Below are 12,215 nucleotides of genomic sequence, written 5' to 3' on the forward strand. Positions count from 1 at the left end.
AATCCCGGGAGTTGTCGATGATGTTCAGATCTCCAGCCCTGGCGCGGGCCGTGGTCATGGCTGCCATGATGCTGCTCGGCCCGACTGTTGCCGAAGTCAGCCATGCCCAGGCTGCCGCCTCCAACTACAACCTGCCCGATTTCACCGACCTGGTGGAAAAGGCCAGCCCGGCCGTGGTCAATATCCGCACCACGGAACTCGTGCGCCAGCGCGGTGCACCCGGCGGCGATGACGAGATGGCGGAATTCTTCCGGCGCTTCTTCGGCGTGCCGATGCCCGGTGCCCCGGCGCCCGGCGCCCCCCGCCGCGGCCAGCCGCCGCAGCAGGAAGAGCAGAGCCGCGGCGTGGGTTCGGGCTTCATCATCAGCCAGGACGGCTACGTGATGACCAACGCGCACGTGGTGGCCGACGCCGAAACCATTTATGTGACGCTGCCCGACAAGCGCGAATTCAAGGCCAAGCTGATCGGCTCGGACAAGCGCACCGACGTGGCGCTGCTCAAGGTCGAGGCCAGCGGCCTGCCGCGCCTGCCGCTGGGCGATTCCAACAAGGTCCGCGCCGGCGAATGGGTGCTGGCGATCGGCTCGCCGTTCGGGCTGGACAACAGCGTGACCGCCGGCATTGTCTCGGCCAAGGGCCGCGACACGGGCGACTACCTGCCGTTCATCCAGACCGACGTGGCGGTCAACCCCGGCAATTCCGGCGGCCCGCTGATCAACCTGCGCGGCGAGGTGATCGGCATCAACTCGCAGATCTACAGCCGCAGCGGCGGCTACATGGGCATCTCGTTCGCAATCCCGATCGACGAGGCGATGCGCGTGTCCGAGCAGCTCAAGAGCTCCGGGCGCGTGACGCGCGGGCGCATCGCCGTGGCGATCGGCGACGTCACCAAGGAGGTGGCCGATTCGCTGGGCCTGGGCCGTGCGCGCGGCGCGCTGGTCGGCAGCGTCGAGCCGGGCGGTCCTGCCGAGAAGGCGGGCATCGAAGCCGGCGACATCATCCTCAAGTTCAACGGCCGCGATATCGAGCGGGCCTCGGACCTGCCGCGCATGGTGGGCGAGACCAAGCCGGGCACGCGCGTGCCGCTGCAGCTGTGGCGCAAGGGCGCGGTCCGCGAGGTCACCATCACCGTCACCGAGCTGGAGCCGGACGGCAAGGCCAAGGCTCGCAGCGGCGCAACGCCCAAGGACGACAGCGCGGCACAGGCCGGCAAGCCCAATGCGCTTGGCCTGGTGGTCAACGACCTGCCCGAGGCACGCCTGAAGGAGCTCAAGCTCAAGTCGGGCGTCGAGGTGGAAGTGGCCGACGGCCCGGCGCTGCGTGCCGGCATCCGTCCGGGCGACATCATCCTGCGCCTGGGCGATACGGATGTGACCAACGCCCGCCAGTTCAACGAGCTGGTGCGCAGCCTGGACAAGAACCGGATTGCCGCGGTGTTCGTGCGGCGCGGCGATGCCACCCAGGTGCTGACGCTGCGTCCGGGCGCCACGTCCAGCCGCTGATCCGCAATGGCCGGTATGCCTGCGCTGACACTGTACGGCCGGGCATACTGCCACCTTTGCGAAGACATGAAGGTCGCGCTGGAGCCGCTCCGGCGCGATTTTTCTTTCGCCCTGCACGAGGTGGATGTCGATGCCGATGCGGGGCTGGAAGACCGCTTTGGCGAACTGGTGCCGGTGCTGATGCCGGGCACCCCAGCAGACTTGCAGGGCGGCGCCGTGGAGCTTTGCCACTATTTCCTCGACGAAGCTGCCGTAAGGGTGTGGCTTGCCGCACATGGCAGCGCGCGCACAACCCGCTGATCCCCGTCGGTAACCGCCGCCAACCGCGCCACGCCGCCATTTGACGACCCGGAAGTCATTGAAAATCCGGTAAAATTGCGGATTGGCGCAAAAATTGCACCCCCCGAACCTGCGGTACGCCCGCGCCCGCCTTGCGGCGCGCGGCGCGCGGCGCCGGGCCGCTCAACCGCTTGTTGCCGCGCGGGCTCTCACGCCGGCGCCCCCCTGAACACTAGATGGACCATATCCGTAATTTCTCGATCATTGCCCATATCGACCATGGGAAGTCCACCCTGGCCGACCGGATCATTCAGCTTTGTGGAGGGCTGTCGGATCGGGAGATGGAAGCGCAGGTCCTCGATTCGATGGATATCGAAAAGGAGCGCGGCATCACCATCAAGGCGCAGACCGCTGCGCTCAGCTACAAGGCGCGCGACGGCAAGGTCTACAACCTGAACCTGATCGACACCCCGGGACACGTCGACTTCAGCTATGAAGTGAGCCGCTCGCTGTCCGCCTGCGAAGGCGCGCTGCTGGTGGTCGACGCCTCACAGGGCGTTGAGGCGCAGACCGTGGCCAACTGCTACACCGCGATCGAGCTGGGCGTGGAAGTGGTGCCGGTGCTGAACAAGATCGACCTGCCGCAGGCCGACCCCGATAACGCGATCCAGGAGATCGAGGACGTGATCGGCATCGACGCGCAGGACGCCACGCCGTGCTCGGCCAAGACCGGGCAGGGCGTGCAGGACGTGATCGAGGCGCTGATCGCCAAGGTGCCGCCGCCCGAGGGCGACGCCGACGCGCCGCTGCAGGCGCTGATCATCGACTCGTGGTTCGACAACTACGTCGGCGTGGTGATGCTGGTGCGCGTGGTCAACGGCACCCTGCGTCCCAAGGACAAGGTACTGCTGATGGCCAACGGCTCACAGCACCTGGTCGAGCAGGTGGGCGTGTTTACGCCGAAGTCGATCCCCCGCGATGCGCTGACGGCGGGCCAGGTGGGCTTTGTCATCGCCGGCATCAAGGAACTGAAGGCGGCCAAGGTGGGCGATACCATCACCACCATGCAGCGCAAGGCCGAAGCGCCGCTGCCGGGCTTCAAGGAAGTCAAGCCGCAGGTGTTCGCCGGCCTGTACCCGGTTGAGGCCAACCAGTACGAGGCGCTGCGCGAGTCATTGGAAAAGCTGCGGCTCAACGATGCCTCGCTGATGTTCGAGCCGGAAGTGTCGCAGGCGCTGGGCTTCGGCTTCCGCTGCGGCTTCCTCGGCCTGCTGCACATGGAGATCGTGCAGGAGCGCCTGGAGCGCGAGTTCGACATGGACCTGATCACCACCGCGCCGACGGTGGTGTACCAGGTCGAGATGCGCGACGGCACCGTGATCACCGTGGAAAATCCGGCGAAGATGCCGGACCCGAGCAAGATCGAGGCGATCCTGGAACCGATCGTCACCGTCAACCTGTATATGCCGCAGGAATATGTCGGCTCGGTGATTACGCTGTGCACGCAGAAGCGTGGCTCGCAAATCAACATGAGCTACCACGGCAAGCAGGTGCAGCTGACCTACGAGATCCCGATGGCGGAAATCGTGATGGACTTCTTCGACCGCCTGAAGTCGGTGTCGCGCGGCTATGCGTCGATGGACTACGAGTTCAAGGAATATCGCCCGTCGGACGTGGTCAAGGTCGACATCCTGATCAACAGCGACAAGGTCGATGCGCTGTCGGTGATCGTGCACCGTTCGAACTCGCAATACCGCGGCCGCGAGGTCGCAGCCAAGATGCGCGAGATCATTCCGCGCCAGATGTACGACGTGGCGATCCAGGCCGCCATCGGCGCGAATATCATTGCGCGCGAAAACGTCAAGGCGCTGCGCAAGAACGTGCTGGCCAAGTGCTACGGCGGCGACATCACGCGCAAGAAGAAGCTGCTGGAGAAGCAGAAGGCGGGCAAGAAGCGGATGAAGCAGGTCGGTACGGTCGAGATCCCGCAGGAGGCTTTCCTGGCCATCCTGCAGGTGGATGACAAGTAAGAAGGCGCCGCGAGCAGGGCAGTGCCACGCGCGGCGGCTTGCCGCCGTGGTGAAAGAACAGGCTGTACCAGGATTTCAAAAAACCAGAAGCCGTCATGAATTTTGCACTGATCCTTTTTGTGCTGGTGGTGATTACGGGCGTCGCGTGGGTTGCGGACAAGCTCGTGTTCGAGCGACAGCGCCGCTCTTCGGCGCGGCTGGCGCTGGCCGAATTCGATTCGCGCCAGGCCGACCTGCAGGGCCGCTTCGGCGCGGCGGAAGCTGACGCCACGCGCAAGCGCCTGGCCGAGGAAAAGCTGCGCCAGCCGTGGTGGCTGGAATATTCGGCCAGTTTCTTTCCGGTGATCCTGGCGGTGTTCGTGCTGCGCTCGTTCGTGGTCGAGCCGTTCAAGATCCCGTCCGGCTCGATGATCCCGACGCTGCTGATCGGCGACTTCATCCTGGTCAACAAGTACGAGTACGGCATCCGCCTGCCGGTGGTGAACAAGAAGGTCATGGACATGGGCGAGCCGCAGCGCGGCGACGTCATGGTGTTCCGCTACCCGAAAGACCCGTCGCTCGACTACATCAAGCGCGTGATCGGCGTGCCAGGCGACGTGGTGCAGTATGCCAACAAGCGCCTGACCATCAACGGCAAGCCGGCCGAGTACGCCGCGCTGCCGGATTTCCTGGACGAGGAGCGCCTGGCATATTCCAGGCATTTCCGCGAAAAGCTGCCAGGCAGCGTCGATCATGGCATCCTGAACGACGCCGACCGCCCGGCGTTTATCGCGGGGGCGGACCCGGATTTCCCGTACCGGGAAAACTGCACTTACAATCAGCAGGGCGTGACCTGCAAGGTACCTGCAGGTCACTATTTCGTCATGGGTGACAACCGGGACAACAGCCTGGATTCCCGTTTCTGGGGGTTCGTGCCGGATGAGAATATCGTCGGCAAGGCCTTTGTGATCTGGATGAACCTCGGCAATTTCGGACGCGTGGGAACGTTCAAATAAGAATCCCCGCGGCGCAAGAACACTCAACGCAAAACGAGGACGAGCGCATCATGGGTCAACTTGGGAAGGTGGTGGGCAGGAATCCGGTACGACGCCGGGCAGGCATAGGCGGGTTTTCCGTCTGGACGCTGCTGGTGATCGTGGTGTTCGTGATCGGGGTGGCCTTGCCGGCCCTGCGCGCGATCCCGAGCCTGGTGGAGTATTTTTCGGTCAAGCGCGCCGCCAGCTATGCCAAGCAGCGCGCCGCCAACAAGCGCGAAGTGGCCGATTTTTTTGAAAAGCAGGCAGCCATCGACCGGATTACCGCAGTCAAGGCCGAGGACCTCCTGATCCGGGAAGACGAGAACGGCACCATCCAGTCGGTCGATTTCTCGTACCGGACCGAGGTGCCCGTCTACGGACCCCTGAGCCTACTGATTACCTATTCAGGAACGCAGCACTGATATGAACCTTGACGCCTTGCAGCAACGACTCGGCTACCGATTCAGCAAGCCCGAATTGCTGCAACAGGCGCTGACGCACCGCAGTCACAGCGCCCAGCACAACGAACGCCTTGAATTCCTGGGCGATTCGGTGCTCAACTGCGCCGTGGCCGACATGCTCTATGGCATGTTCGGCAAGCTCGACGAGGGCGACCTGTCGCGCGTGCGGGCCAACCTGGTCAAGCAGCAGGCCCTGTACGAGATCGCCCAGATGTTGCAGCTGTCCGACACGCTGCGCCTGGGCGAGGGCGAACTCAAGAGCGGAGGCTTCCGCCGTCCGTCCATCCTCGCCGATGCGCTCGAAGCGATCGTCGGCGCGGTCTTCCTCGACGCCGGCTTCGACGCCGCGCGCGCGCTGATCCGCAAGCTCTATATCCCGATCCTGGAGCAGGTCGACCCGCGCACGCTGGGCAAGGACGCCAAGACCCTGCTGCAGGAATACCTGCAGGGCCACAAGATCGCCCTGCCGCAATATAACGTAATCGCCACACACGGGGCCGCGCACAGCCAGCAGTTTGAAGTCGAGTGCACGGTGCCTAAACTGGAAGTCCGGGTGTTTGGCACCGGCGCCTCGCGGCGCGCTGCCGAGCAGGCCGCCGCCAAGCTGGCGCTGGACGAAGTCCAGAAGCTGGTGCCGCAGCTGCTCAAGCGCAGCCGCGCCGAGCGCACCGGCAAGACCCGCAAGCAACCCGTGCCGCAGGACCCACAGCTGTCTCTCAGGTTGAAGGAATGACCGAATCTACCCATCCGCAGCAAGACGCGGCGGATACCCCGGCCGCGGCGTTCCGCTGCGGCACCGTGGCCATCGTCGGCCGCCCCAACGTGGGCAAGTCCACGCTGATGAACGCGCTGGTCGGCCAGAAGATCAGCATCACCTCGCGCAAGGCGCAGACCACGCGCCACCGCATCGTCGGCATCCAGACCACGGATGACGCGCAGTATGTGTTCGTCGACACGCCGGGCTTCCAGACCCGCCACGCCAGCGCGCTGAACCGTTCGCTGAACCGCGCGGTCACGTCCACGCTGTCGTCGGTGGACCTGGTCCTGTTCGTGGTCGAGGCCGGCTACTACGGCGCCGACGACGAGAAGGTGCTGTCGCTGCTGCCGAAGAACACGCCGGTGCTGCTGGTCGCCAACAAGCTGGACCGCGTCAACGGCGAGAACCGCCTGGAAGTGATGATGCCCTTCCTGGAAAAGATGGGGCAGCAGTTCCCGTTCCGCGAAGTGGTGCCGATGACGGCCAAGACCCACGACCATATCGCGCGCCTGTTCGAGATCATCCGGCCCTACCTGCCGGAAGGCGAGCCGATGTACGACGCCGACGCCATGACCGACCGCAGCGAGCGCTTCCTGGCCTCGGAGATCATCCGCGAGAAGGTGTTCCGCTGGACCGGCGACGAGCTCCCGTACACCAGCACCGTGATCATCGACAAGTTCGAGACCGAAGGCCGCCTGCGCCGCGTCTTTGCCACCATCCTGGTCGAGCGAGACGCGCACAAGGCCATGATCATCGGCAACAAGGGCGCCAAGCTCAAGCAGATCTCCACCGAGGCGCGCCTGGACATGGAAAAGCTGTTCGACGGCAAGGTCTACCTGGAAATGTGGATCAAGGTGAAGAGCGGTTGGGCCGACAACGAAGCAGGGCTGCGCGCGTACGGCTACGAGTGAGCACAACAGCGAGCGACCAGTGAGCAAGACGGCTGACATCGCGCGCGCGCCGGCGCCGGCGCCACGGTCCCGCCGCGCCGACCCCGTGGTCGACGAGGCCGCCGAACTGCTCGACAGCAGGGCGCTGCCCGGCATGGCCGACGCTGCCGCGCGCGCGATGATGGATCGTGCCATGCGCATCGTGCCGGCCCGGCCCGAGTCGCGCGTGGCCGAGCAGCCCGGCTTTGTGCTGCACGCCTGGCCGTATCGCGAGACCAGCCTGATCCTGGACCTGTTCACGCGCGACTACGGCCGCATCTCGATGGTGGCCAAGGGCGCCAAGCGCCCGCACTCCGCGCTGCGTGCGGTGTTGCAGCATTTCCACCCGGTCTCGGTGTCATGGAGCGGCCGCGGCGAGGTCAAGACCCTGACCAAGGCCGAGTGGGTCGGCGGCATGCCGCCGCTGGCCGGCGATGCGTTGCTGTCGGCGTTCTACCTGAACGAGCTGCTGATGCGCTTCTGCCCGCGCGAGGATGCGCATCCGGCCTTGTTCCGCCATTACCTGACGACGCTGACGCGGCTGGCGCACGGCGAGCAAGCCGGGCTGGTGCTGCGCAGCTTTGAACGCGTGCTGCTGCAGGAAACCGGCTTCGCGGTTGCCTTTGACCAGTGCCTGAGCACCGGCGAGCGGGTCCAGCCGGGCCTGGACTATGTCTACCAGCCAGAGCGCGGCGTGCGCCGCGCGCAGCCGAGCGACCCGTCGTCGTGGCCGGTGGTGACCGGCCAGACCCTGCTGGACATGGCGCAGGACGATTACAGCCGCGCGCAGACCGCCGCGCAAAGCCGCGCGCTGATGCGGTTCCTGCTGCATTATTATCTGCAAGGCGCGCCGCTGAAGACGCGCCAGATTCTGATCGACCTGCAGTATCTCTGACCGACTCAAGAACCATCCGACTTACTCCTGCACCTGCTCGCATGATCTTCCACGCAAATCCGGGCGTCATCGACCTTGGCGTCAATATCGACCACGTCGCCACGCTGCGCAACGCGCGCGGCACCGTGTACCCCGATCCCATCCGTGCCGCGCTGCTGGCGGAACAGGCCGGCGCCGACCTGATCACGCTGCACCTGCGCGAAGACCGCCGCCATATCCGCGATGCCGACGTGCGCGCGCTGCGCCCGCAACTGGCCACGCGCATGAACCTGGAATGCGCGCTCACGCAGGAGATGCTCGACATCGCCTGCGAGATCCGTCCGCAGGACGTATGCCTGGTGCCGGAGCGCCGCGAGGAAGTGACCACCGAGGGCGGGCTCGATGTGGCCGGGCGTTTCGAGCAGGTCAAGGCGGCGTGCGCGCAGCTGGCCGGTGCCGGCATCCGCGTGTCGCTGTTCATTGATGCCGATGCCGACCAGATCGCCGCGGCGGCCGCGTGCGGCGCGCCGGTGATCGAGCTGCATACCGGCCGCTATGCCGATGCGCATACGCCCGATGAGCAGGCGCTCGAGTTCCGCCGCATCGCCGATGGCGTCGATGCGGGCCAGAAGCACGGCCTGGTGGTCAACGCCGGCCATGGCCTGCACTACACCAATGTGCAGCCGATCGCCGCGCTGCCCGGCATCAAGGAGCTGAACATCGGCCACGCGATCGTGGCGCATGCGGTGTTCGCGGGCTGGGAGAACGCGGTGCGCGAGATGAAGGCCATCATGGTCGCCGCGCGCCTGGGCACGCGCTATCCTGCCGCGGGCGCGCCGGCGTGATCTACGGCGTCGGCACCGACATCATCCAGATCGCCCGCGTGCAGGGCGTGATGGAACGCACCAACGGCCGTTTCGCCGAGAAGGTGCTGGGCCCCGATGAGCTGGCCAAGTACCACGCGCGCAAGGCGCGCTCCGAGAAGCGCGGGCTGGCCTTCTTGTCCACGCGCTTCGCTGCCAAGGAGGCGTTCTCCAAGGCCATTGGCCTGGGCATGCGCTGGCCGATGACGTGGCGCGCCATGGAGCTGATGAACCTGCCGTCCGGCGAGCCCACGCCGATATGCCATGGCGAGCTGGCCGCATGGCTGGCGGAACGCGGGCTCTCCGTGCGGGTCAGTGTCAGTGACGAGCACGACTTTGCCGTCGCCTTCGCCATTGCCGAGCGTGCGGGCGGGGCGGCTTCCCAACCTACAGCCTTGTGAATCCAACAACTTCCATGTCCAAGAAGAACTCTGGCAAGCGGCCGGGCCCGGTGGTCCTCGACGTCGTCGGCAAGCAGCTCGACGCGGAGGACTTGCGCCGCATCGCGCATCCGCTGACCGGCGGCGTGATCCTGTTCGCGCGCAATTTCGAGTCGCGCGCGCAACTGCAGGCGCTGACGCGCGCCATCCGCGCGGTGCGAGACGACGTGCTGATCTGCATCGACCATGAGGGCGGGCGCGTGCAGCGCTGCAAGACCGACGGCTTCACCCACCTGCCGGCGATGCACTGCCTGGGCGAGCTGTGGGAGCGCGACGTGCTGGCCGCGACCAAGGCCGCCGTGGCCTGCGGCTATGTGCTGGCCGCCGAACTGCGCGCCTGCGACATCGACCTGAGCTTCACCCCGGTGCTGGACCTGGACTACGGCCGCAGCGCCGTGATCGGCGACCGCGCTTTCCACGCCGATCCGCGCGTGGTGTCGATGCTGGCCGGCCACCTGAACCATGGCCTGCTGCTGGCCGGCATGAGCAACTGCGGCAAGCACTTCCCTGGCCACGGCTATGTCGAGGCCGATTCGCACGTGGCGATCCCGGTCGACGAGCGCTCGCTGGACGAGATCCTGGAGCAGGATGCGCGCCCGTACGAGTGGCTGGGCCTGTCGCTGTCGTCGGTGATGCCGGCGCACGTGATCTACCCCAAGGTCGACCCGAACCCGGCCGGCTTCTCGCGCTACTGGCTGCAGGACGTGCTGCGCGCCCAGCTGGGCTTCGAGGGCGTGATCTTCAGCGACGACCTCAGCATGGAAGGCGCCAGCGTCGTCGGCAATGTCACTGAGGCCGCGCGCGCCGCGCTGACCGCGGGCTGTGACATGGTGCTGATCTGCAACCACCCGGAGCGCGCCGACCAGTTGCTGACCGAGCTGGACGTGGGCATCGACAAGACCTCGCAGCGCCGCATCCGCAAGCTGTTCGCGCGCAGGAAGCCGCTGGACTGGAACAAGCTGCACCAGGAGGGCGAGTACCGCGCCGCGCTGCGCACGCTGAAAGAGCACGACCTGATCGCCTGAACGGGGCCGCGTGCACAAACAAAAATGGCAGCCGAGGCTGCCATTTTTGTTGACCGGCCCCGCGCTGAGGCGGGGTGAGGCAAGCGCCTTAGTTGGCGCGGCTGCGGTATTCGCCGGTGCGGGTGTCGATTTCGATCTTGTCGCCGATGTTGCAGAACAGCGGCACTTGCAGCTCGAAGCCGGTGTTGATCTTGGCGCCCTTGAGCACCTTGCCCGACGAGGTGTCGCCCTTGACTGCCGGCTCGGTGTAGACGATCTCACGGACCAGCGTGGTCGGCATTTCAACCGAGATGGCCTTGTCGTTGTAGAACACCACTTCAACGTTCATGCCGTCTTCGAGGTAGTTCAGCGAGTCGCCCATGCTGTCCTTCTCGACTTCGTACTGGTTGTAGTCGGCGTCCATGAACACGTACATCGGGTCAGCGAAGTACGAGTAGGTGCATTCGCGGCGCTCCAGCACCACAACTTCGAACTTGTCGTCGGCCTTGAACACCGACTCGCCCGGTGCGTCCGTCAGCAGGTTCTTGTACTTCATCTTGACCACAGCGGCGTTGCGGCCCGACTTGTTGTATTCGGCCTTCTGCACGACCATCGGATCGCCGCCGATCATGAACACGTTACCGACGCGGAGTTCCTGTGCGATTTTCATCTGAACTGTTTTCCTGAAATAGAAAGTAGGAATTTGGAATGGCGAAGGCGCGCTGCCGGCATCACCTGCGGTGAGCCTGTGAGCCCCAACGAGAGGCGTTCACGCGCTCGCGACCCCGTGCTCAGCTTGCATTCAGGTCTTCGCCCAGTGTCGGTCTGACGCCTGGGAAAGGCCCTGGTTCTCCGGCCCAGGTCGCCATTTGAATCAACCGATCATTTTACCCGATTTTCGCAAAACGCCACCAGGTTGGCGGCAAGATCGCCAGGATGCTGCAAACGCCGCTCCCAGCGCGCTGCGATCGCGGCAAGTGCCGGCAGGTGCGCACGCAGACGCGGCCAGTCCACGGCATTGCCGTAGCCGTTCCAGGCGTGCCAGAAGTCCGTCAGCGCGGCGGCTGCTTCCGGCGCCACGCCGCCCTGGCCGAACAGGTCGAGCCAGGCGTCCAGCTTGACCCGGTGCGCGGCATCGTCCTGCGGGTAGATATGCCACACCAGCGGCCGCGCCGCCCATTGCGCGCGCACGAAGGAATCCTCGCCGCGCACGAAGTTCAGGTCGCAGGCCCACAGCAGTTCGTCAAAGTGCTCCTGGCGTACGAAAGGGATCAGCTGCACGCACAGGCTGCCGCGTTCCACCGGGTCGCCAATCCGCAGCGGGGCAGCCAGCCATTCGGCGACCTGGTCCGCGGTCAGGCCTGCGGGCACCAGGCAATGGACCGCCTCGGCGGCATCGCGCCATTGCTCCAGCAGCGCGGGCAGGGCCGGGTTGCGGTAGGCAAACAGGCTCACGCGCAGCGCATCGGGCCGGGGCGTCACGCTCAGCCGGTGCCACAAGGCCGCCTGGGCAGCCGTGCCGCCGAGGAAGGCGGCGCGCTGCGCGCCCAGCATCGATTCCCGCAGCAGGCCGCCGGTGCCGGGCTCGAAGCCGGGGAAGAAGAAATGCTTCACCAGCGGCAGCCGGGGATGGGGCGAGGGCATCGCATGGTGCTCCCGTACCCAGGGCTCGGCGCTCAGGTATTCCAGGTTGATCCAGGCGGGTTTGGGGTCACGCGCGGCCATGCGGGCCAGGAAGGCTTGCGGCACATCACAGGCGAAGGCTTCGATGACGGCATCGTGTGGCTCGACCCCGGCGGTGTCATCCACGCTGTCGCCACCCGGCCGCCACGGACGGATCTCCACGCCCGCCAGGCGCTGCACCGTGGCGCCGGTATCGAGTTCCGGCGCCAGCCGCGCGAAGCTGGCCAGGTCATCGACCCACAGCCGCACCGCGTGCCCGTGTTCCTGTGCGAGCTGGCGTGCCAGCCGCCAGCAGACGCCGATGTCGCCGAAATTGTCGATCACGGTGCAGAAGATGTCCCAGGAGCGGATAGGCATGGCGGGTGAGGGGCGGGCGG

General features: G+C 65.9%; 13 protein-coding genes. 11 read left to right on the forward strand and 2 right to left on the reverse strand.

The annotated features are described in order from the left end of the window. The first annotated feature begins 17 nt into the window (after positions 1–17). The 11 genes from AC3WQZ_RS08975 (at position 18) to nagZ (ending at position 10,176) form a co-directional block, all read left to right on the forward strand. Positions 18–1,502 (forward strand): DegQ family serine endoprotease, encoded by a 1,485-nt coding sequence (locus AC3WQZ_RS08975; RefSeq protein ID WP_010814685.1) that lies wholly within the window; start codon positions 18–20, stop codon positions 1,500–1,502. Positions 1,503–1,517: 15 nt separating this feature from the next. Continuing rightward, on the forward strand, positions 1,518–1,802 hold the full coding sequence (locus AC3WQZ_RS08980; protein ID WP_010814686.1) for a glutaredoxin family protein: 285 nt from the start codon (positions 1,518–1,520) through the stop codon (positions 1,800–1,802). A gap of 215 nt (positions 1,803–2,017) precedes the next feature. Then, positions 2,018–3,811 (forward strand): translation elongation factor 4, encoded by a 1,794-nt coding sequence (gene lepA / locus AC3WQZ_RS08985; RefSeq protein ID WP_010814687.1) that lies wholly within the window; start codon positions 2,018–2,020, stop codon positions 3,809–3,811. Positions 3,812–3,906: 95 nt separating this feature from the next. After that, a complete protein-coding gene (gene lepB, locus AC3WQZ_RS08990; protein ID WP_011615721.1) occupies positions 3,907–4,806 on the forward strand; it encodes a signal peptidase I in 900 nt (299 codons plus the stop codon). Between the two features lie 50 nt (positions 4,807–4,856). Further along, entirely contained in the window at positions 4,857–5,249 is a 393-nt protein-coding gene (locus AC3WQZ_RS08995; RefSeq protein ID WP_492300360.1) for a DUF4845 domain-containing protein, read from the forward strand. A 1-nt stretch (position 5,250) separates the two neighbouring features. Continuing rightward, positions 5,251–6,021 (forward strand): ribonuclease III, encoded by a 771-nt coding sequence (gene rnc, locus AC3WQZ_RS09000; RefSeq protein ID WP_010814690.1) that lies wholly within the window; start codon positions 5,251–5,253, stop codon positions 6,019–6,021. Then, positions 6,018–6,956: a GTPase Era gene (gene era / locus AC3WQZ_RS09005; RefSeq protein WP_010814691.1), complete on the forward strand. Its 939-nt coding sequence runs from the start codon at positions 6,018–6,020 to the stop codon at positions 6,954–6,956. The genes rnc and era overlap by 4 nt, the downstream gene beginning before the upstream one ends. Before the next feature lie 19 nt (positions 6,957–6,975). Further along, positions 6,976–7,869, forward strand: a complete 894-nt coding sequence (recO, locus tag AC3WQZ_RS09010; RefSeq protein ID WP_010814692.1) for a DNA repair protein RecO — start codon at positions 6,976–6,978, stop codon at positions 7,867–7,869. A 41-nt stretch (positions 7,870–7,910) separates the two neighbouring features. Beyond that, positions 7,911–8,693 (forward strand): pyridoxine 5'-phosphate synthase, encoded by a 783-nt coding sequence (gene pdxJ / locus AC3WQZ_RS09015; RefSeq protein ID WP_011615719.1) that lies wholly within the window; start codon positions 7,911–7,913, stop codon positions 8,691–8,693. Then, positions 8,690–9,112, forward strand: coding sequence for a holo-ACP synthase (acpS, locus tag AC3WQZ_RS09020; RefSeq protein ID WP_010814694.1), 423 nt, complete (start codon positions 8,690–8,692; stop codon positions 9,110–9,112). Before pdxJ ends, acpS begins: the two co-directional genes overlap by 4 nt. 14 nt (positions 9,113–9,126) lie before the next feature. After that, on the forward strand, positions 9,127–10,176 hold the full coding sequence (gene nagZ, locus AC3WQZ_RS09025; RefSeq protein WP_011615718.1) for a beta-N-acetylhexosaminidase: 1,050 nt from the start codon (positions 9,127–9,129) through the stop codon (positions 10,174–10,176). 88 nt (positions 10,177–10,264) lie between these two features. Here the strand turns inward: nagZ and efp are convergent, their stop codons facing one another. Together efp and earP are read right to left on the reverse strand one after the other, a co-directional pair. After that, the gene (gene efp, locus AC3WQZ_RS09030) at positions 10,265–10,825 is read right to left on the reverse strand and encodes an elongation factor P (RefSeq protein ID WP_010814696.1); all 561 of its coding nucleotides are present in this window, start codon (positions 10,823–10,825) and stop codon (positions 10,265–10,267) included. A gap of 212 nt (positions 10,826–11,037) precedes the next feature. Beyond that, positions 11,038–12,195, reverse strand: a complete 1,158-nt coding sequence (gene earP, locus AC3WQZ_RS09035) for an elongation factor P maturation arginine rhamnosyltransferase EarP (RefSeq protein ID WP_492300365.1) — start codon at positions 12,193–12,195, stop codon at positions 11,038–11,040. Positions 12,196–12,215: the final 20 nt, after the last annotated feature.

The organism is Cupriavidus sp. FW305-26 (assembly GCF_058787975.1).

Bases quoted from the DNA above. Each gene is read 5' to 3' on its own strand.
- lepB (WP_011615721.1), top strand. From the start codon at position 3,907: ATGAATTTTGCACTGATCCTTTTTGTGCTGGTGGTGATTACGGGCGTC.
- lepA (WP_010814687.1), top strand. From the start codon at position 2,018: ATGGACCATATCCGTAATTTCTCGATCATTGCCCATATCGACCATGGG.
- era (WP_010814691.1), top strand. From the start codon at position 6,018: ATGACCGAATCTACCCATCCGCAGCAAGACGCGGCGGATACCCCGGCC.
- AC3WQZ_RS08975 (WP_010814685.1), top strand. From the start codon at position 18: ATGATGTTCAGATCTCCAGCCCTGGCGCGGGCCGTGGTCATGGCTGCC.
- rnc (WP_010814690.1), top strand. From the start codon at position 5,251: ATGAACCTTGACGCCTTGCAGCAACGACTCGGCTACCGATTCAGCAAG.
- efp (WP_010814696.1), bottom strand. From the start codon at position 10,825: ATGAAAATCGCACAGGAACTCCGCGTCGGTAACGTGTTCATGATCGGC.
- AC3WQZ_RS08980 (WP_010814686.1), top strand. From the start codon at position 1,518: ATGCCTGCGCTGACACTGTACGGCCGGGCATACTGCCACCTTTGCGAA.
- AC3WQZ_RS08995 (WP_492300360.1), top strand. From the start codon at position 4,857: ATGGGTCAACTTGGGAAGGTGGTGGGCAGGAATCCGGTACGACGCCGG.
- pdxJ (WP_011615719.1), top strand. From the start codon at position 7,911: ATGATCTTCCACGCAAATCCGGGCGTCATCGACCTTGGCGTCAATATC.
- earP (WP_492300365.1), bottom strand. From the start codon at position 12,195: ATGCCTATCCGCTCCTGGGACATCTTCTGCACCGTGATCGACAATTTC.
- nagZ (WP_011615718.1), top strand. From the start codon at position 9,127: ATGTCCAAGAAGAACTCTGGCAAGCGGCCGGGCCCGGTGGTCCTCGAC.